Source organism: Rhodococcus sp. BP-261 (assembly GCF_019835205.1).
Classification (GTDB): domain Bacteria; phylum Actinomycetota; class Actinomycetes; order Mycobacteriales; family Mycobacteriaceae; genus Rhodococcoides; species Rhodococcoides kyotonensis_B.
The window spans coordinates 119,377-139,104 of the sequence record NZ_JABUCO010000006.1 but is presented as its reverse complement, the minus strand read 5'-3'; the positions used below and the strand labels follow the sequence as shown (position 1 = coordinate 139,104).

Genomic DNA, 19,728 nt, shown 5'->3' with positions numbered 1-19,728 from the left:
CGACGCGTCGCGCGTAGCCGAGAGAGATGAATTTTCCTGAGGAGCTATTAACGTGACGACTGTGACGCAACCGACCAACAACGCCGCTGATCTGTCTGCCATCACCGAGGAGGAAATCTTCCTCGGACACGTCGGTGGGAAGCTCTCCGTCGAGCTGACTGCACCCCTCGAGACGCAGCGCGACCTGTCCATCGCCTACACGCCCGGTGTCGCTCAGGTGTCCCGCGCCATCGCGCAGGACGATGCGCTGGCCAAGCAGTACACCTGGACCGACCGTCTCGTCGCCGTCGTCACCGACGGGTCCGCCGTCCTCGGCCTCGGCGACATCGGCCCGCGCGCATCCCTTCCCGTCATGGAAGGCAAGGCAGCGCTGTTCAAGAACTTCGCCGGACTCAATTCCATCCCGATCGTCCTCGACACCAACGACGTCGACGAGATCGTCGAGACCATCGTGCGTCTGCGCCACAGCTTCGGCGCGGTCAACCTCGAGGACATCTCCGCCCCGCGCTGCTTCGAGATCGAGCGACGCGTCGTCGAAGCCTTGGACTGCCCGGTCATGCACGACGATCAGCACGGCACCGCCATCGTCGTCCTCGCTGCCCTCAACGGTGCAGCGAAGGTGCAGGGTCGTGACACTGCAGGACTGAAGGTCGTCATCTCGGGCGCAGGTGCAGCAGGAGTCGCCTGCGCGAACATTCTTCTCGCCGCGGGCGTGTCCGACGTCGTCGTGCTCGACTCGAAGGGCGTCGTCTCCTCCGATCGCACCGACCTGAACATCGTCAAGACCGAGCTCGCGGCCCGCACCAACCCCCGCGGCGTCACCGGAACTGCGGCTGATGCGCTCGCCGGAGCGGACGTGTTCCTCGGTGTCTCGGCCGGCCAGATCGACGAAAGCTACATCGCGTCCATGGCACCGGAGTCGATCGTCTTCGCTCTGTCCAACCCGGACCCGGAAATCCACCCGGACCGCGCGGCGCAGTACGCGTCGATCGTCGCGACCGGACGCAGTGACTTCCCGAACCAGATCAACAATGTGCTCGCCTTCCCCGGCGTGTTCAAGGGCGCACTCGACGCCGGAGCACGCCGCATCACCGAAGGCATGAAGCTCGCCGCTGCCGAGGCAATCCTCTCGGTTCTCGGCGACGAGTTGGCGACGGACAAAATTGTCCCGAGCCCACTCGACCCGCGTGTCGCCCCGGCCGTTGCGGACGCAGTTGCGGCAGCAGCGCGAGCAGAAGGCGTCGCGTAGGACAGTAGGGGGAAGCACCCCGAGCCGCCCCCAACAGGGCTACGGCTCGGGGTGCTTTCGTATCCGGGGCCGCTCCTGCTCGGGCCCGCCCCCCGCTCGCTTGGGGCCGCCCCCCGCTCGGGACCGAATGTCACATTCGGTCACTCGGAGTGAGCACGGGGCCCCTTCGGTCCGGGCTGGGTCGGGCGGGCTGGGAGCGAGGGTGACATTCGGTCACTCAGAGTGAGCACGGGGCGCCCTCGGTCCGGGCTGGGTGGGCCGGCGCAAACGGCCCGTCCCCGGGACCGAGGCGTACACGGCGAGGGCGAGCAGGCCGTCGATCACCAGAGCGAGCACCGCGACGAGGATGGCGCCGACGAGGACGCGGTCGTACTGGTAGAGCGCGAGACCGTCGAAGATGTAGCGGCCGAGCCCGCCGAGGTTCACGTATGCGGCGACGGTTGCGGTTGCGATCACCTGCAGCGTCGAGTTGCGCAGGCCTCCGAGGATCAGCGGCAGCGCATTGGGCACCTCGACCCGGAACAGCACCTGCAGCTCGGTCATACCCATTGCTCGGGCGGCGTCGACCACGTTGTCGTCGACATTCGCGATACCGGCGTACGTTCCGGCGAGCAACGGAGGAATGCCGAGCAGGACGAGTGCGAGGATCGGCGGCACGAGCCCCAGACCGATCAGCAACACGAGGAAGACGAGTACACCCAGCGTCGGCAGCGAACGCAGCGCATTGACGAGTCCGACGACGGCAACCTCACCACGACGGACGTGGCCGATGATCAGTCCGATCGGAACGGCGATCGCAGCCGAGACGACGACGGCCAGCAGGCTGTACCAGACGTGTTCGAGAATGCGCGCGCCGATTCCGGTGCTGCCCTGCCAGTTCGCGGCGTCGAGTATGTACGAGAACGCTCCGGAGAAGATGTTCACTTGGCGGCCTTCCGCTTCGCAGGTGCCGTCCCGAGGCGCGTCCACGGCGTGAGTCGACGGCCCACGAAGTACAGCGCCGCGTCGAAGACCAACGCGAGGAACACTATCGAGATGATGCCGGCGAGAATCTGGTCCGGATAGTCACGTTGATAGCCCTGCGTGAACAACTGGCCGAGACCGCCGATACCGATGACCGATCCGACGGACACCATCGAGATGTTGGTGACCGCGACGACGCGCACGTTTGCGACGAGGACGGGAAGAGCCAGGGGCAGTTCGACGCCGAGCGCTCGACGCAGCGGGGTGTAGCCCATTGCCTCGGCGGAGTCGACGACGGCAGCCGGTACGGAATCCAGCGCCTCCGGTACTGCGCGGACGAGCAGGGCCGTCGAGTACACCGCGAGCGCGATGACGACGTTGACGGAATCGAGTACCCGCGTCCCGATGATCGCCGGAATGGTGACGAACAATGCCAACGACGGGATGGTGAACGCAATGCTGGCCGCGGTCAACGTGATTCGACGAACCCACGACACGTTGCGTATCAACGTTCCGACCGGTACCGCGACGACCAGTCCGATCAGCAGTGGAACGAGCGAGAGATACAGGTGGGTCTTGGTCAGATCGAGGACGACGTCGAAGTTGTCGACGAGCCACCGCATCAGCGAAGCCCGTCCCCGACGAGCGGGGCGTCTCCGAAGTAGTGCTTGTTGCGGTCCTGGTCCTCGGCTCTACGTTGCGCTGCAAGGTGTTCCAGCACCTCGGATCCGTCGATGCCACCTGCGACACGACCCTGGTCGTCGACGGCGACACCGATGCCCGACGGTGACGAGATGGCTGCGTCGAGCGCCAGTCGGAGATCTCCGCCGACGGTGAACAGCGACCCGCCGGCAGCGGTGCTCCGCTCGACGGTGTCGCCCGCGCGGATGCCCTCGACGCCGGTGACGTCGATCCACCCGAGGGGCGTGTTCGCGTCGGTGACCACGAGGACCCACTGACCCTGTTCGAGCCGAAGGTTCTTCAGGTTGTCCGCGGTGGATGTCTCGATGTCGTGCAGCGGAACGGTGTCTGCGGTCCGGAACGACAGGCCGCGGTACCCTCGATCGCGTCCGACGAACGACGCCACGAAATCCGTTGCAGGAGAAGCGAGTACGACCTCGGGGCGGTCGTACTGCTGCAAACGGCCGCCGGTGCCGAACACGGCGATCCGATCGCCGAGCCGCACTGCCTCGTCGATGTCGTGTGTCACGAAGACGATGGTCTTCTTCAATTCGGCCTGCAGGCGCAGCATCTCGGTCTGCAGATCTTCGCGCACGACGGGGTCGACGGCGCTGAACGGCTCGTCCATCAGCAGAATCGGCGGATCGGCTGCGAGTGCTCGTGCGACGCCTACGCGTTGCTGCTGTCCGCCCGACAACTGGGCCGGGTATCGCGAGGCCATCGCCGGATCGAGACCGACCCGCTCCAACACCGTCAACGCGGCTTTGCGTGCGGATCGACGGGATTCGCCGCGCAGCACCGGAACCGTCGCCACATTGTCGACGACGGTTCGGTGGGGGAGCAGTCCGGCGCTCTGGATGACGTAGCCGATGCCGCGGCGCAGTGCCACGGCATCGGTGTCGGCGATGTTCTTTCCGTCCACCGTGATCACGCCCGACGTCGGTGTGATCATTCGGTTGATCATGCGCATCGACGTGGTCTTGCCGCAGCCGGACGGCCCGACGAAGACCGTGAACGACTCCGGTTCGATCTGCAGATTCAACGTGTCCACCGCAGTGGTGCCGCCGGGAGTGGAGCCTGCGGAACGACCCCTGACGCCGGGAGTGGAGCCTGCGGAACGACCCCTTACGTCGGGATACTGCTTGGTGACGTTCTCGAACGTGATCACGGGTGGAGCGCTCCGATCGGTCGGAAAGTGTGTCGGCAGAGGTGGTCTCAGCTGACGGGCGTGCTCAGTCCCTGTTCCTCTACCCACTGCTTCGCTGCCGCGGCGGGTTCTGTCTTCGTGTCACCGGACACGGACTGGTTGAGCGCCAGCAATCCCTCGGTGGTCAGCTTGGCCGAGATCGCGTTCAGAACCTCGGTGAGCTTGTCGGAATTCTTGCCGGCGTTGACCACCGGCACCACGTTCTGCGCTGCGAAGTTGAACTTGGGATCCTCGAGCACGACGAAGTCGTTCTCCGCGATGGACGCCGACGTCGAGAAGATGTCCGCAGCCGTGACCTGACCTTCGGCGAGAGCGGCCACGGTTGCCGGGCCACCGCCGTCGGCGATCGGGACGAACTTGCTCGGGTCGATGTCGACGCCGTAGTTGGTCTTCAAGCCGGGCAGCCCGTACGCGCGTTCCTGGAATTCGGGCGGTGCGCCGATGCTGATCTCGGCCGAGTGAGGTGCCAGGTCGGCGATGGTCTTCAGATTCCACCGCTCGGCCGTCTCGCGGGTGACGACGATGGCGTCCTTGTCCTCCGCGGGTGCAGGCTCGGTGATGGCCAGCTCGGAGCCGAGTGCGTCGGGAAGCGCGGCTTCGACGTCCTCGGCGGAGGTTGCAGTCGCTTCGGGGTCGAGGTACTGCAGCAGGTTGCCGGTGTAGTCGGGGATCAGATCGATCGACCCGTCCTTGACCGCCGGGATGTACGCCTCGCGGCTTCCGATGTTGAGGGTGGTGCTCACGTCGAATCCGTTGACGCGCAGCACCTCGGCGTAGATGTTGGCGATGGTCTCCGACTCGGTGAAGTTGGCCGAACCGACGATGATGGAATTCGGGTCGTCATTGCTTGCACCGCCGCCGCTGGACAGTGGATCGGAATTGCCGCCGCACGCGGTCAACGCCAGGGCCGACAATGTGAGCGCAGCCAAGGCGCGCGTGGTACGGGTGATGTTCATGGGTTCCTTCCATCTGTTCCAGCGTGTGAACCGGCCCGGGTGGGTGCCTCGACGCTCACCGATGGTGATCGGGGCTAGCTTAGCCTTGAGGTTGCCCCGGTGATCATCTCGTTCGCCCCTTTTTTCCCTGCGTGCGAGAACCGTAAACCCGACCACCGACACAGTGCAGTAGGAGTGGAGTGTTGTTCGTGAAAGTGCGTGGCCTGCGAGCGCCCGTCGCCGTGTCGCTGTCCGTTCTGTTGTCCTGTCTCGCGGTGGCGTGCGGAGGGACGGAACAACAGTCGCCGATCGTCGTCGGGTCGGGTGACGACGTCCGCGACGAACTCGTGGCCGAGATCTACGCCGGAGCGTTGCGCTCGGTGGGAGCAGACGTCCGTACGGAGACCCGAATCGGCGATCGCTCGGACTATCTCGCCGCGCTCGACAAGGGCGATGTCGACGTCGTACCCGAGCTCACCGGCGAGTTGTTGGTCTCGTTCGACTCCACGTCGACCGCGACCGGCGCCGACGACGTGTTCGTCGACCTGAACAAGGCCTTGCCCGCGGGACTTTCGGTAACGGACTACGCGACGGCCGAGGACAGGCAGGCCGTCGCGGTCACGACGTCCGGCCCCTTCGCCGACGCGACCGCGGCGGTCGACATCGCATCCCGCTGCGGCGCTTCGACGCTCGTCGTCACCGAGGCCGACGCGTCCGCGGTGGACGTTCTGGCCCAGCGCTACGGCTGCACGTTCGGGTCCGTCGACACGGTGACCGACGACGAGAGCGTCGTCGACGCGCTGGTCGACGGTTCGGCCCAGGTCGGGATCATTCGGACGGCGTCGGCAGGCCCCGGCGCAAAAGACCTTACGGCGCTGACGGATACGGACGAGGTGTTCGCGGCTCGAAATGTCGTACCGCTTTTTCGTGACGGAGTGTTGAGCGACAGCGAGATTCGGTCGTTTTCAGTCGTGGCAGGGGAGCTGACGACAGCAGACCTCGCCGACATGATCGGCGAGGTCCGCGGTGGTGCGTCGTCAGGCGATGTCGCTGCTCGTTGGCTCGGGGAGCACAACCTCTGACGACCGCAGGCGCGCCCCGAGGAACGCGCCGAGGTGGCGGGTTGCTTCGGCGGCTTCGCGCAGAATCGAGGTCTGCAGATGCGCGACGTGCCACAGCTTCTCGTATTCGACGTACTCGACCTCGTTGCCCGACGTCAGGAGCCGGTCGTGGAAATCCACGATCTGCGAGTAGAGCACCTCGGCTTTGCCGACGTGCATGACGATGGGCGGGAGGCCGGACAGGTCTCCGTGCAGCGGCGCGAATCCCTGATCGAGGGGATCCCCGTCGCCCAGGTAGGCCTCCGCGGCCGCGAAGGACCACGCGGTGTTGACGACGATGTCCCGGGGAAACGGCGCGTCGCGTGCACCGGGGTCGACCCACGGTGAGATGAGGCCGAGCGCAGCGGGTTTCACGCCGTCGTCGACGAGATGCCGCGCCGTTGCGACGGTCAGCCCGCCACCCGCGGAATCACCGGCGATGGCGATCCTGTCCGGTGTGTACCCGTGTGCCTTGACGAGTTCGCGGAACGCTGCGACCGCGTCGTTCAGGCCGGCGGGGTACGGGTTCTCGGGCGCCAGACGGTAGTCGAGAACGTAGACGGCACTGGCTGATTCACGCGCGAGGTGTGCCGCGAGCGAGCGGTGCGTCGCGATCGATCCGATCGTGTACGCACCACCGTGCAAGTACAGCACGGCCGTGTTTCGCTCGGTTGCTCCGACGGTGATCCGCTCGGCGGGACGGCCCGCGAGCGTCGTCTTCAGGCTGACGGCGCCGTCGGGCATGGTCTGCAGCGGCGCGGCCAGATCGAGGATCCGGCGCTGCACCGAGACCGGCAACCGGGCGTCGAGCGCCAACCGGTAGAACGGTTTCAGCGCCGCGGCGACCACCGGGAGGGGCAGGTAGAAGGACTTCATCGTCCTACTTCTTTCTGGGCATGACGCGGTTGGAGATGACGGCGACCACCCGCTGATACTTCGACCCGGTGATCCGTTGGAACAGGTCCAACGCGATGGCGTCCGAACCGATGAGAACGCGGCCCTTGCCCTTCTCGACGCCCTTCAGAATGGTCTTGGCCGCTTGGTCGGGTGTGGTCTTCGCCAGCTTGGCGTCGAAGAACTTCGCGACGGACGCCTGGTCGTAGTTCTCCGCGACGGTGGCGTTGCGCGCGATGGCAGTCTTGATGCCGCCGGGATGGACGACGGTCATCTTCACCGGTGCCTTGGAGATCAGCAGTTCCATTCGCAACGCCTCGCTGAAGCCACGTACCGCGAACTTCGCGGCGTTGTAGGCGGCCTGCGACGGCATCGCGAGGAGCCCGAACAGGCTGGAGATGTTGACGACGTGCCCGTCGCCCGACTCCTGCAGGAGCGGCAGAAATGCCTTCGTGCCGTTGACGACTCCCCAGAAGTCGACGTCGACGATGCGCTCGATGTCCTTGAACGACGAATTCTCGACATCACCGTGGTAGGCGATTCCGGCGTTGTTGTAGATCTGGTTGACCTTGCCGAAACGCGCTTTCACGGTCTCGGCGTAGTCGAGTACGGTCTCGCGCTGCGTCACGTCGAGGAACTGCGATTCGACCTCGCCGCCGAGTGCCTCGACCTGGCGGACCGTTTCGGCGAGCCCGGCGACGTCGACGTCGGACAATGCGAGCTTGGCCCCACGCTGGGCCAGATTCAGTGCGAGTGCACGTCCGATGCCGGACCCGGCTCCCGTGACGACGGCGACCTTGCCTGCGAAAGCGCTCACTGTACGGCTACCTTGCTCTCGGAGTCGGCGACGACATCACCGACCGGGGTGGGAAGATCCGATACTGCGACGCTACGGTACGCCGCCAGGTCGAACCTCTTGGTCAGCTGACGGAAGCGGAACGTGAAGTCCGGCCACAGCGTCGTGTTGTTGCCGTGCTTGTCGAGGTACCAGCTGGCGCAGCCGCCGTTCATCCAGACGCTCTTCGCCATCCTGTCCTGTAGGTCGGCGTTGTACTCGTCCTGCACGTCCTTGCGCACCTCGATGGTGCCGATGTCGTGCTTGTCGATCGTGTCGATGGCATCGATGACGTAGTTGAGCTGCGACTCGATCATGTAGACCATCGACGTGTGGCCGAGGCCCGTGTTGGGTCCGACGAGGAAGAACATGTTGGGGAAGCCCGCGACCGCGGAGCCTTTGTAGCCTTGCTGTCCCTCTTCCTCGAACGTCTGGGCCAGCGTCTTGCCGCCCTTGCCGAAGATGCCCTGGTACGCAGGCGAATCGGTGACGTGGAAACCGGTGGCGACGACGAGCGAGTCGATCTCGCGCTCGGTGCCGTCCTTCGTGACGATCGAGCCCACCTTGACCTCCGCGATGCCGTCGGTGACGACGTCGACGTTCGGGCGATCGAGGGCGGGGTAGTACGCGTTGGAGATCAGCATGCGCTTGCAGCCGATGCGGAAGTTCGGTGTGACCTTCTTGCGCAGGGCCTTGTCCTTGATGCCCTTGTTGATCTGCTGCTTCGCGATGACCTCGAAGATCTTCATCAGTGCCGGCTGCTTCGCGAGGCCGACGACCTGCGTCTCGCGTGCGGCGTAGATGCCGGTGCGCGACAGGCGCTGGAATCCGGGGATGCGCTTGAACGCGAACTTCTCGAGCGCGGTGTACTCGCGGTCGAATCGCGGCAGGATCCACGGTGCGGTGCGCTGGTAGATGTCGAGGTGCGACACCTTGTCGGCGATGGACGGCACGATCTGGATGGCCGACGCTCCGGTTCCGATGACGGCGACGCGCTTGCCTTCGAGCGACACGTCGTGGTTCCACTGTGCCGAGTGGAAGATGTCGCCCTGGAAGTTCTCGATGCCCTTGATGTCGGGCAGGTTCGGCTCGCACAGTGCGCCGACAGCGGTGACGACGACCTTGGCCGAGTATTCGCCCGTGGTGGCCGTGATGTCCCACCGGTTCGTGTCGTCGTTCCAGACGACGGTCTTGACGTCGGAACCGAACACGTGCCGATCGAGAACGTCGTACTTACGCGCGACGGCCGAGATGTACTTCTGAATCTCCCGCTGGGTCGAGAACGACCGAGACCAGTCCGGGTTGAGCGCGAACGAGTACGAGTACAGGTGCGACGGCACGTCGCACGCCGCACCTGGGTACGTGTTGTCGCGCCAGGTGCCACCGACGTCGGTGCCGCGCTCGAGGACGAGGAAGTTCCTCTTGCCCTTCTGTGCCAGCTTGATCGCGGCACCCAGCCCGGCGAATCCACTGCCGATGATCACGGTGTCGACTTGGCGCGGCGCCGTCACGCGCTCGGAAGTATCTGTTACCGAAAGACTCATGCAAGTGAGCGTAAGAGCTTGTTGAGTGTGAGTCAATAGTTATTGACTACCATTCAGTAGGCTGGTCTCATGGCGAGTGTGAACAACGCAGTGGTGAAGCGGACGCGCATGAGTCCCGAGGAGCGTCGTGCGCAGTTGATCTCTCTGGGCACCGAGATGCTGTCCGAGCGTCCTCTCGAACAGGTGTCGGTGGAAGACATCGCCGACCAGGCGGGCGTATCCCGAGGGCTGCTATTTCACTACTTCTCGTCGAAACAGGACTTCCACCTGGCCATCGTGCGTGAAGCGAGCCGGGAAATGCTCGAACGCACCGCGCCGGACACGAGCCTCGAACCGTACGAGATCCTGCGTGACTCCATCGCGAACTACGTCGACTACGTCACCGAGAACCGGGAGACGTTCATTTCCCTGCTGCGGGGATCGGCGACGGGCGACCCCGACATGCGTGCGGTGTTCGAGGAGACCCGCAGTGCCATGGCCGAGCGGACCGTCGCGAATCTTTACAAACTCGACGTCGACGCCAATCCGACCACCGAACTCGCCGTCCGCGGCTGGATCGCGTTCGTAGAGGAAGCCACCATCTCGTGGCTGCAGGACCCGAAGATCACGCGCGACGAGCTGATCGACCTCGAAGTCGGTGCGCTCCCCGCCGTCGCCCTGGCGCCGACGATGATCGCGACGCTGCTGGGCGCAGGTTCCTAGAAACGCCGAATGGCGCCTTCGGTCACTGTGAGTGACCGAAGGCGCCATTCGCTCCGACAGTAGGCTGTCAGTCCTCGCCGACGCCCGAGAAGGCCTCGTCGATGATCTCCAGCTGCTCCACGGCGTGGACCTTGCTCGAACCCGAGGACGGGGCCGACATGGCGCGACGCGAGATGCGCTTGATGTTGCTGAGCACGTCGGGCATGAGTTCCGGCATCGCGAGGCCGAAGAACGGCCACGCACCCTGGTTGGCCGGCTCCTCCTGGACCCAGCGGAACTCGGTGGCGTTCGGGTAGCTCTTGATCGCCTCGGTGATCCGACGCGTCGGAACCGGGTAGAGCTGCTCGATACGCACGATGGCGACGTCGTCGCGACCGTTCTTCTGCTTACGCGCCAGCAGCTCGTAGTAGAGCTTGCCGCTGACCATGAGGACGCGCTTGACCTTGCTGCGATCGCCGGTGCCGGTGTCGTAGGTCGGCTCGTCGAACACCGAGTGGAACTTGCCGTCGGTGAAGTCCTCGATGTTGGACACCGCGGCCTTGTTGCGCAGCATCGACTTCGGAGTGAAGACGACGAGCGGACGACGGATTCCATCGCGTGCGTGACGACGCAGCAGGTGGAAGTAGTTCGCAGGCGTCGACGGAACGGCGACGGTCATCGAACCCTCGGCGCACAGCGTCAGGAAGCGCTCGATACGGCCGGACGTGTGGTCCGGTCCCTGGCCTTCGTGGCCGTGCGGCAGCAGCAGCACGACGTCGGACAGCTGTCCCCACTTGGCCTCACCGGACGAGATGAACTCGTCGATGATCGACTGGGCTCCGTTGACGAAATCGCCGAACTGCGCCTCCCACATGACGAGTGCGTCCGGGTTGCCCACGGAGTAGCCGTACTCGAAGCCGACGGCCGCGAACTCGCTGAGTGCGGAGTCGTAGACCATGAACTTGCCGGGGTTCTCGCTGCCGATGTTGTGCAGCGGGGTGTACTCGGCGCCGGTCTTGCGGTCGATGATGACCGAGTGACGCTGCGTGAACGTGCCGCGACGCGTGTCCTGGCCGGAGAAGCGGATGTTCGTGCCCTCGTCGACGAGCGATCCGAGAGCGAGCAGCTCGCCGAAGGCCCAGTCGATCTTGCCTTCGTACGCCATCTCGCGACGCTTCTCGAGGACGGGCTTGACGCGCGGGTGCACGTTGAAGCCTTCGGGGACCTCGAGGTGGGCGTCGCCGATGCGATGCAGGATCGACTTGTCGATGGCCGTGGTCAGCTTGGTCGGCAGCTGCTGATCGAGCTCGACCGACTCGCTGGGCTCGGGGGTGAACTTCTCGAGTTCGCGCACCTCGTTGAAGACGCGTTCGAGCTGGCCCTGGTAGTCGCGGAGTGCGTCTTCCGCTTCCTTCAGGGAGATGTCACCGCGGCCGATGAGAGCTTCGGTGTAGCTCTTGCGAACGCTGCGCTTGGTGTCGATCAGGTCGTACATCGCCGGCTGCGTCATCGACGGGTCGTCGCCCTCGTTGTGGCCACGCCTGCGGTAGCAGATCATGTCGATGACGACGTCCTTGTTGAACTTCTCACGGAAGTCGACGGCCAGCTGGGCGACGCGGACGCACGCCTCGGGGTCGTCGCCGTTCACGTGGAAGATCGGCGCGCCGATCATCTTCGCGACGTCGGTGCAGTACTCGGACGAGCGCGAGTGCTCGGGAGCGGTGGTGAAGCCGACCTGGTTGTTGACGACGATGTGCACGGTGCCACCGGTGCGGTAGCCGCGCAGCAGCGCGAGGTTCAGCGTTTCCGCCACGACGCCCTGGCCCGCGAACGCCGCGTCGCCGTGGAGCATCAGGGGCAGAACCGAGAAGCCACCCTCGCCCGGTCCCTTGTCCAGCAGATCCTGCTTCGCGCGCACGAGGCCTTCGAGGACCGGGTCGACGGCCTCGAGGTGCGACGGGTTCGCGGTCAGCGAGACGGCGATGTCGTTCTCGCCGAACATCTGGATGTAGGTGCCTTCGGCGCCGAGGTGGTACTTCACGTCGCCGGAGCCGTGAGCGGCCGCCGGGTTCATGTTGCCCTCGAACTCGGTGAAGATCTTCGAGTACGGCTTGCCGACGATGTTCGCCAGAACGTTCAGGCGGCCGCGGTGCGGCATGCCGATGACGACCTCGTCGAGGGCGTGCTCGGCGGCCTGGTCGATGACGGCGTCCATCATCGGGATGACCGACTCGGCACCTTCGAGCGAGAAGCGCTTCTGGCCGACGTACTTGGTCTGCAGGAAGGTCTCGAACGCCTCGGCGGCGTTGAGCTTGCTGAGGATGTACTTCTGTTGCGCCACAGTCGGTTTGACGTGTGTGGCCTCGACGCGTTCCTGCAGCCAACCGACCTGGTCGGTCTCGAGGATGTGGGTGTACTCGACGCCCACGTGGCGGCAGTAGGAGTCGCGCAGCACGCTGAGCACGTCCCGCAGCTTCATCTTGTCCTTGCCGTGGAATCCGCCGACCTTGAATTCACGGTCGAGGTCCCACAGCGTCAGGTCGTGGCTGATCACGTCGAGATCCGGGTGCATCCGGAACTTGTCCTTGGTGAACTGCAACGGGTCCGTGTCGGCCATCAGATGGCCGCGGTTGCGGTACGCCGCGATCAGTTCGAGGACGCGCGTGTTCTTGTCGACCGTGCCCTCGGGTAGATCCTTGCGCCAGCGGATGGGCTCGTACGGGATCTTCAGCGAGTGGAAGATCTCGTCGTAGAACTCGTCGCTGATCAGGAGCTTGTGGATCGTGCGCAGGAAGTCGCCCGACTCGGCACCCTGGATGATCCGGTGGTCGTACGTCGACGTCAGCGTCATCAGCTTGCCTACGCCCAGTTCGGCGAGGCGCTCGTCGGACGAGCCCTGGAACTCGGCCGGGTACTCCATGGCACCTGCACCGATGATGGCGCCCTGGCCGTTCATCAGACGCGGGACGGAGTGGACGGTGCCGATGCCGCCGGGGTTCGTCAGCGAGATGGTGACGCCCTGGAAGTCCTCACCCGTCAGCTTGCCGTCGCGTGCACGACGGACGATGTCCTCGTACGCGTTATAGAACTGCGTGAACGTGTGGTCCTGCGTGTTCTTGATCGCGGCGACGACGAGCGAGCGGTTGCCGTCCTTGCCAGGAAGGTCGATGGCGAGACCGAGGTTGGTCGACGCGGGGGTGACGGCGTTGGGCTTGCCGTCGACCTCGGCGAAGTGGCGGTTCATGTTGGGGAACGCCTTCACGGCCTGCACGATGGCGTAGCCGAGCAGGTGCGTGAACGAGATTTTGCCGCCGCGCGTGCGAGCGAGATGGTTGTTGATGACGAGGCGGTTGTCGACCATCAGCTTCGCCGGGATCGCACGAACGCTGGTCGCGGTCGGGATCTGCAGCGACGCGGACATGTTCTTGGCGACGGCAGCAGCGGCGCCGCGGAGAACCTTGCTCGACTCTTCGTTCGTGGTGGCGGCGGGCTTCGCCGGGGCCGCGGTCTGATTGGCGCCTGCAGCCTTGGACGTCGCGGGCTTCGCCGTGGGAGCGGGCTTCGCAGCGGGCTTGGACGGCTCCGCCTTGGGTGCCTCTGCCTTGGGAGCCACTGTCTTCGGCGCTTCGGCCTTGGGAGCGTCTGCCTTCGGTGCAGCCTTCGCCGGGGGAGCGGGAGGGGCCGGAGGAGTCTTGCCGTTGCCCTGCGCTGTACTGCCGTTCGGAGCCGACGCGGTGTCGTCACCCGCGGGCGCGTCCGGGTCGTAGTCGGTCAGGAATTCGTGCCAACTCGCGTCGACAGACGACGGGTCTTCCTTGAATCGCTGGTACATCTCGTCGACCAGCCATTGGTTTTGTCCGAATTGGGTAGTAGAGCTGCTGCTCACGGCAGTAGTTCGCCTCTTCTCTTCTCTTCGTTCCCGATCAGCGCGCGTACTTGTCCAGGCTAGACCTCGTCGGTGAGTTACCGCCGTCCGGGACATAGCTGTGGTATGTACTCACGAGTAACTGTCGGCTTCTCTGCTGACGACTCCTTGGTGTATCGGATTATTCCCGCCGCGTGTTTCGGCCGCATCCCACAGCCGCGCGTAGTGGCCCTCTCGGGCCCGCAGATCCGCGTGTGTGCCGACCTCCACGATCCGGCCTGCGTCGACGACGACGATCAGATCCGCCCGTGCCGCGGTGGCCAGTCGGTGTGCGACGACGACCGCCGTGCGCTTGCGTGCGACGGCAGTGCTCGCGGCGAGGACCTTGCGTTCGGTGGCCGGGTCGAGGGTGGCCGTCGCTTCGTCGAGGAGCAGCAGATCCGGGTCGACGAGTTCCGCTCGGGCCAGGGCGATCAGTTGCCTCTGCCCGGCCGACAGACCTTGCCCTCGCTCGCCGACGGGCTGGTGCATACCGCTCGGAAGTGCAGCGATGGTGTCGAGCGCGCCTACGGCTCGTGCCGCGGACTCGATTTGCTCGCGGCTCGCGTCGGGCTTTCCGTAGGCGATGTTGCTCGCGACGTCTCCGGTGAACAGGTGCGCTTCCTGCGGCACGACGCCCAGCCTGCTTCGGTATTCGGCGAGCCGATAGCGCCGAAGATCCGTGCCTCCGACGCGGACCGATCCGGACGTCGGATCGTAGAACCGGGCGAGCAGTTTGACGACCGTCGACTTGCCCGCGCCGGTCTGTCCGACGAGCGCGACGGTCGTACCGTGCTCGATTGTGAGATTGACCTCACGCAGCGCCTCGGTGTCCGCACCGCCATAGCGGAAGCCCACGTCGTCGAGACGAATGTCACTGCGGAGATGCCCGTTCTCGATTTCGACGACGTCACCCGACGACGCGGTCTCGATCGAACTCGGAGTGCGCAGAAGATCACCGATGCGGCGGACGCCGACACTGGCCTGCTGGTAGCCGTCGAACACCTGGGAAAGCTGCTGGATGGGCCCGAACAGCAACCCGAGGTACAGCACGAACGCGACGAGCGTGCCTGCCGAGGTTGCCCCGGTCGCGACCTGATGCGCGCCGACGAGGACGACGAGCGCCAGCGCGAGATCGGAGAGGAACGTGATGAACGGGAAGAAAACCGAAATCGCGCGTTGGGAGCGCATACGGCTGCGGCGGTAGCGGTCGGCACGTTCGGAGAATCGTTCGGCGGCGAACTCCTCGCGCCGGTACGCCTGCGCCGAGCGCAGACCCGCGATGTTCTCCTGGAAATCCGCGTTGACCGCCGAGATGCGCTCACGGGATGCCGAATACGCCGCCGAGGAGACCTTGCGGAAGACGAGGATGGCCACGATCAGCGGCGGGACCACGGCGAGCGCGACGAGCCCGAGAGTCGGATCGGTGATCAGCAACGCGGCCGAGATGCCGAGGACGGTGATCAGGCTGACCACGGCGGTCGACGCGCCTGTCTGGATGAACGAGGACAGCGCGTCGACGTCGGTGGTCATGCGCGTCATGATGCGACCGGACAGTTCGCGTTCGTAGTAGTCGAGGCCGAGACGCTGGATGTGCGCGTAGCTACGCACGCGAAGACCGAACAGCACGCGTTCGCCCGCGCGGGCCGTGACGACGGTCGTCGCGCAGATGACGAACCACCCCACGACGGCCAGCACGACGCCTACTCCGGTGGCCACCCACAGTGCGCCGGAGTCGCCCCGGGCGACGCCGGAGTCGACGGCGTACCGCACGATCGACGGGAACGCGATCGACGACAGCGAATCCAGCGCGAGCAGGACGACGACGAACGTCAGAAGCCACCGCACGGGCTTCAGCAGGCGTGAGAGTCGGAAGTGCGGATCGGCGGTGCGCAGTGCGGGCCCGCCGGTCGCCGGGCCCTCGGTCGCCGGAGGAAGAGCGTCGACGGCCTTCTGCAGCTCGGGCGTCGACGCGACGTTGCCGAGAGCTCCTGTTGCACCCCCGCCACCCCGGCCGGGTGCACCCCCACCGCCCCGGCCCGGTGCGGTGGCGCCCGGTGTACGGGCAGATCCGGACGGTGTGACTGCGGGCCACAGCGTCTCCTCGCTCGGCTCGCATCCGCGGCACGCGGCGTCCTCGTCGTACACGGGGTCGTCGGACTCGCCGCCGGCGAGGAGTGCTCGGAACAGAGGACACCGCTCGTCGAGCTCGTCGACGGTTCCCGTGTCGATGATGCGGCCGTCGTCGAGCACCGCGACGCGATCGGCGAGCGACAGCGTCGAGCGACGATGCGCGAGGATGACGGTCGTCCTGTCGCGCTGAGCGCGCAGTGCGTCGAAGATCTTCGCCTCGGTCGCGGCGTCGACGGCGGAGGTGGCGTCGTCCAGAACCAGGACGCGTGGATCGGTCAGCAGAGCCCTCGCGAGCGCGATGCGTTGGCGCTGACCACCGGACAGCGTCAGGCCACGCTCGCCGACGGTGGAGTCGTAGCCCTCGGGCAGTTCGACGACGAAGTCGTGTGCCTCGGCGAGAACGGCTGCTCGCTCGATCTCTTCTGCCGACGCGTCGGGCCTGCCCAGCGCGATGTTCGCGGCGATCGTGTCGGAGAACAGGAAGGGCTCGTCGAACACGAGCCCGACGGCTCCGCGTAGCTGCTCGGCGCTGATCTCGCCGACGTCGAACCTCTCGCCGTCGGACGTGAGCGCGACCGACCCGAATTCCGGGCTGTAGAAGCGAGGGAGAAGCAGAGACAGTGCCGTCTTGCCCGAACCCGCATGTCCGACGACGGCGACGCTCTCTCCCGGCGCGACCGTGAGATCCAGCTTCTGCAGGACGTCGCGCTGCGGATCGAATCCGAACGTCACACCGGCGAGGTCGATACCGAGGGGACCGTCGGGGAGGCGTCGGGGATGCGACGGCTCGGGTACGGACGGCTCGGTGTCGACGACCTCGTACACGCGCTCGACCGCCGCGCGCGACAGCTGGGCCATGACGACGACGGACGACAGCGTCCGAGTGATGGCCGACAGCGTCGCCACGTAGGTCGCGAACGCAAGGAACGTGCCGATCGTGATGTGGCCGTGCAGCGCGAGGTAGCCGCCGAGCGCGATGACGCCGACGAGTCCGAGCTGCGGGATCGCCGCCATCGACGGTGCGAATCGTGAGTTGATCTTCGCCGACCGCATTCGCTCGGCGAACAGCGTTCGGCCGAGACTCTCGAGACGGTCGACGGACCGAGATTCCTGGCCGAACCCCTTCACGACGCGCACACCGGTGACCGTCTCCTCGACGTGCTGCGCGAGATCGGCTGCTCGCTGTTGCGCGGACCAGGTGGCCGCGAACAGAGTGGGCCGGATTCGGTACACGACGAAGGCCACTCCGGGCACGATCAGCAGCGCGACGACCGTCAGCAGCGGCGACAGATACGTCATGACGCCCAGCGCGAGGAAGAACTGCAGCAGCGCACCCGCGGACAGCGGCACCATCGCGAGCAGGCCCTGCACGAGTTGCAGGTCGGTGATGGACCGGGACACGACCTGACCGGTGCGAATGTCGTCCTGGCCACGGCCGTCCAGTCGTTGCAGCGATGCGAGAAGGCCCAGCCTCAGGTCGTGTTGCACGTCGATCGACAGTCGGCCGGCGAGGAACCGACGTCCGAACTGACAACCGAATCGAACGACACCGAGTGCAGCGATGGCCGCGGCGACCACGACGATCGTGCTGTTGTCGCCTGCGGCCGCGTCGTCGACCGCGACCCGTGTCAGCAGGGGGAACGAGATGTCGATGGCAGCGGCGATCATCGTGACCGCCAGGGCGCCGATCGCGGTTTTCCGGTGTAGCCAGCACTGCGCACCGAGCCGGCGAATCCAGCCGATCGGTCTGTCTGCAGCGCGTAGGTCGTTACCGTTCCTTGGCATCGCTCTCAAAGGTAGACCGAGCCACCGACAGCGTTACTGGACGATGTCGCGCTGTCGGGTGCGCCACCACCCCGCGGCAGCGAGTCCGATCGCCCACAGAGCCAGCACGACGGGCGCCCACGGCCACGACATCAGGAACGGAGCGTCGTCGGTGTCGCCCACGGTGACCGTCGCGAGCGACGATGCCGCGGGGGTCAGCAGCGAGCCGTTCGGGATCCCGAGTCCGGCAAGTATCGAGACCAGCATCGTCTCGCCCATCGGAAACCATGCGACGACGACGATCGCGGACCACGTCGGTGAACCGAACAGCAATCCGAGGCCGATGCCGATGACCGCCCACGCGACGACGGCGAACAACCCGGCGACGACGACACCGATCACGTGCGCGTTCAAGGTGAAGGTGGTGGGGGAGAAGAGCAGCAGGCAGACGATGCTTCCGATCTCGACCGCGAGCCCGTATCCGAGAGCGAACAACGCGGTGACGAGGATTTTCGTGAGGATCACCCGGTCGCGTCCACGGGAGGTGAGGAACGACGTCGTGATCGTGTCGTGCCGGAACTCGGTGCCGCCGTTGACCGCGGCGAAGACGGCCGCGAACACCATTGCGACGCCGAGCGCCGCGTACAGGCCGAAGATCGCGAAACCGCCCTCGATGTCGAGGTCGCTCACGCTTTCGGAGATCGCCGACGAGATGGCGCTGGCGAAGATGCCCACGACGATCGGCGGCAGAGCCAACAGCCACCAGAACTTCAGCGTGGTGACCTTGCGGAGTTCCGCGGTCAGCAGTGTCATGAACGGCCTCCGTTCCAGGGCGACGACGCGTGGTTCGGTGGAGGTCCGTAGCCGGGTCCGTGATGCGGTGCCGGGTAGCCCCGCTGCATCGGTCCGACCGGGGCGCTCGCGTACTGACCTGCGGTCATCGACAGGAACACGTGCTCGAGATCGACGTGCTCGTATACGGTGCCGAACACCGTCAGGCCGGCGTCGGCGGCGATTCGGACGATCGTGTCGGTGTCGCTGCCTGCGACGCCGAGCCTGCCGTCGGGGAGCAGTTGTGCGTTGGTGACTCCGTTCGACGCGAGTGCCAACGCCAGCGCGGCAGGGTCGGAGACGGCGACGAGTGTTCGGCTCGGCCGCGACGCGCGCAGTTGCTCGACGGTGCCCTGATACATGAGCGATCCGGCGCTGACGATGACCAGATGGTCGACCGTCGCTTCGACCTCACGCAGCAGATGCGACGAGATCAGAACGGTACGGCCACCGGCCGCGTAGGACTTCAGAAAGTCGCGAAGCCACGCGATACCTTCTGGATCGAGGCCGTTGGCGGGCTCGTCGAGAACGAGAATCTCCGGGTCACCGAGCAGCGCGGTGGCCAATGTCAGCCGTTGTCGCATGCCGAGCGAGAAGCCGCCGACCTGACGGTCACCGACGTCGGACAGCCCGACGAGGCCCAGCATCTCGTCGGCTCGCGCATCCGGAACACCGACGGCCGAACAGTAGATGCGCAGATGTCCGCGTGCCGTTCGCTTGGGATGCAGGCTGCGCGAATCGAGAACGGCGCCCACTGCGCGCGCCGGGTGCGTCAGCTCGGAGAACGGAACGCCCGCCACGTACGACGCACCTGCGGTGGGCCGTACGAGACCGAGCAGCATGCGCAGGGTCGTCGTCTTGCCCGAACCGTTGGGCCCGAGGAACCCGGTGATCGATCCGCGCGGCACGGAGAAGCTGAGGTCCGACACCGCGCGGACCGCCCCGAAGAACTTGGTCAGACCCTGCGCTTCGAGCGCACTGACAGCGAAGCCGTACGTCATGCGTCA

General features: G+C 65.8%; 14 protein-coding genes. 3 read left to right on the top strand and 11 right to left on the bottom strand.

Features of this window, described 5'->3' with window-relative positions:
* Positions 1 to 52: 52 nt before the first annotated feature.
* Positions 53 to 1,249 carry an NADP-dependent malic enzyme gene (locus tag HQ354_RS09625; RefSeq protein ID WP_374107330.1) on the top strand — a complete coding sequence of 399 codons (1,197 nt, stop codon included), beginning with the start codon at positions 53 to 55 and terminating at the stop codon, positions 1,247 to 1,249.
* A gap of 213 nt (positions 1,250 to 1,462) precedes the next feature.
* Here the strand turns inward: HQ354_RS09625 and HQ354_RS09620 are convergent, their stop codons facing one another.
* The 4 genes from HQ354_RS09620 to HQ354_RS09605 are packed head-to-tail and all read right to left on the bottom strand — an operon-like array spanning position 1,463 to position 5,056.
* Positions 1,463 to 2,173: an ABC transporter permease gene (locus HQ354_RS09620; protein WP_068428105.1), complete on the bottom strand. Its 711-nt coding sequence runs from the start codon at positions 2,171 to 2,173 to the stop codon at positions 1,463 to 1,465.
* On the bottom strand, positions 2,170 to 2,835 hold the full coding sequence (locus HQ354_RS09615) for an ABC transporter permease (RefSeq protein WP_222635156.1): 666 nt from the start codon (positions 2,833 to 2,835) through the stop codon (positions 2,170 to 2,172). Before HQ354_RS09615 ends, HQ354_RS09620 begins: the two co-directional genes overlap by 4 nt.
* Positions 2,835 to 4,061 carry an ABC transporter ATP-binding protein gene (locus HQ354_RS09610; RefSeq protein WP_068428110.1) on the bottom strand — a complete coding sequence of 409 codons (1,227 nt, stop codon included), beginning with the start codon at positions 4,059 to 4,061 and terminating at the stop codon, positions 2,835 to 2,837. The genes HQ354_RS09615 and HQ354_RS09610 overlap by 1 nt, the downstream gene beginning before the upstream one ends.
* A 47-nt stretch (positions 4,062 to 4,108) precedes the next feature.
* Positions 4,109 to 5,056: an ABC transporter substrate-binding protein gene (locus tag HQ354_RS09605; RefSeq protein ID WP_068428113.1), complete on the bottom strand. Its 948-nt coding sequence runs from the start codon at positions 5,054 to 5,056 to the stop codon at positions 4,109 to 4,111.
* Positions 5,057 to 5,235: 179 nt separating this feature from the next.
* Between HQ354_RS09605 and HQ354_RS09600 the strand changes: the two genes are divergently transcribed.
* Positions 5,236 to 6,117, top strand: a complete 882-nt coding sequence (locus tag HQ354_RS09600; RefSeq protein ID WP_308115210.1) for an ABC transporter substrate-binding protein — start codon at positions 5,236 to 5,238, stop codon at positions 6,115 to 6,117.
* On the opposite strand, the gene HQ354_RS09595 is transcribed toward HQ354_RS09600, so the two are convergent.
* Genes HQ354_RS09595 through HQ354_RS09585 form a run of 3 tightly spaced genes read right to left on the bottom strand, consistent with a single transcriptional unit; the run spans position 6,073 to position 9,408 of the window.
* Positions 6,073 to 7,011, bottom strand: coding sequence for an alpha/beta hydrolase (locus tag HQ354_RS09595; RefSeq protein ID WP_068428116.1), 939 nt, complete (start codon positions 7,009 to 7,011; stop codon positions 6,073 to 6,075). The two genes, HQ354_RS09600 and HQ354_RS09595, sit on opposite strands and share 45 nt — an antisense overlap.
* A 4-nt stretch (positions 7,012 to 7,015) precedes the next feature.
* Positions 7,016 to 7,846, bottom strand: a complete 831-nt coding sequence (locus HQ354_RS09590) for an SDR family oxidoreductase (protein ID WP_068428119.1) — start codon at positions 7,844 to 7,846, stop codon at positions 7,016 to 7,018.
* Entirely contained in the window at positions 7,843 to 9,408 is a 1,566-nt protein-coding gene (locus HQ354_RS09585; protein WP_222635157.1) for an NAD(P)/FAD-dependent oxidoreductase, read from the bottom strand. The genes HQ354_RS09590 and HQ354_RS09585 overlap by 4 nt, the downstream gene beginning before the upstream one ends.
* A 69-nt stretch (positions 9,409 to 9,477) precedes the next feature.
* On the opposite strand from HQ354_RS09585, the gene HQ354_RS09580 reads away from it, so the two are divergent.
* Positions 9,478 to 10,110: a TetR/AcrR family transcriptional regulator gene (locus HQ354_RS09580; RefSeq protein ID WP_114328486.1), complete on the top strand. Its 633-nt coding sequence runs from the start codon at positions 9,478 to 9,480 to the stop codon at positions 10,108 to 10,110.
* A 67-nt stretch (positions 10,111 to 10,177) separates the two neighbouring features.
* Here the strand turns inward: HQ354_RS09580 and HQ354_RS09575 are convergent, their stop codons facing one another.
* The 4 genes from HQ354_RS09575 to HQ354_RS09560 all read right to left on the bottom strand — a co-directional run bounded on the left by HQ354_RS09575 (position 10,178) and on the right by HQ354_RS09560 (position 19,722).
* Positions 10,178 to 13,975: a multifunctional oxoglutarate decarboxylase/oxoglutarate dehydrogenase thiamine pyrophosphate-binding subunit/dihydrolipoyllysine-residue succinyltransferase subunit gene (locus HQ354_RS09575; protein WP_222635158.1), complete on the bottom strand. Its 3,798-nt coding sequence runs from the start codon at positions 13,973 to 13,975 to the stop codon at positions 10,178 to 10,180.
* 111 nt (positions 13,976 to 14,086) lie between these two features.
* Positions 14,087 to 17,911: an ABC transporter ATP-binding protein gene (locus tag HQ354_RS09570; RefSeq protein ID WP_222635159.1), complete on the bottom strand. Its 3,825-nt coding sequence runs from the start codon at positions 17,909 to 17,911 to the stop codon at positions 14,087 to 14,089.
* Positions 17,912 to 17,944: 33 nt separating this feature from the next.
* Positions 17,945 to 18,703, bottom strand: a complete 759-nt coding sequence (locus tag HQ354_RS09565; RefSeq protein WP_222635160.1) for a hypothetical protein — start codon at positions 18,701 to 18,703, stop codon at positions 17,945 to 17,947.
* Positions 18,700 to 19,722, bottom strand: coding sequence for an ABC transporter ATP-binding protein (locus HQ354_RS09560; RefSeq protein ID WP_222635161.1), 1,023 nt, complete (start codon positions 19,720 to 19,722; stop codon positions 18,700 to 18,702). The genes HQ354_RS09565 and HQ354_RS09560 overlap by 4 nt, the downstream gene beginning before the upstream one ends.
* Positions 19,723 to 19,728 lie beyond the last annotated feature (6 nt).

Excerpts from the sequence above, each read along its gene's own strand:
- HQ354_RS09595 (WP_068428116.1), bottom strand. The coding sequence starts at position 7,011 with ATGAAGTCCTTCTACCTGCCCCTCCCGGTGGTCGCCGCGGCGCTGAAA.
- HQ354_RS09560 (WP_222635161.1), bottom strand. The coding sequence starts at position 19,722 with ATGACGTACGGCTTCGCTGTCAGTGCGCTCGAAGCGCAGGGTCTGACC.
- HQ354_RS09580 (WP_114328486.1), top strand. The coding sequence starts at position 9,478 with ATGGCGAGTGTGAACAACGCAGTGGTGAAGCGGACGCGCATGAGTCCC.
- HQ354_RS09585 (WP_222635157.1), bottom strand. The coding sequence starts at position 9,408 with ATGAGTCTTTCGGTAACAGATACTTCCGAGCGCGTGACGGCGCCGCGC.
- HQ354_RS09570 (WP_222635159.1), bottom strand. The coding sequence starts at position 17,911 with ATGCCAAGGAACGGTAACGACCTACGCGCTGCAGACAGACCGATCGGC.
- HQ354_RS09605 (WP_068428113.1), bottom strand. The coding sequence starts at position 5,056 with ATGAACATCACCCGTACCACGCGCGCCTTGGCTGCGCTCACATTGTCG.
- HQ354_RS09565 (WP_222635160.1), bottom strand. The coding sequence starts at position 18,703 with ATGACACTGCTGACCGCGGAACTCCGCAAGGTCACCACGCTGAAGTTC.
- HQ354_RS09615 (WP_222635156.1), bottom strand. The coding sequence starts at position 2,835 with ATGCGGTGGCTCGTCGACAACTTCGACGTCGTCCTCGATCTGACCAAG.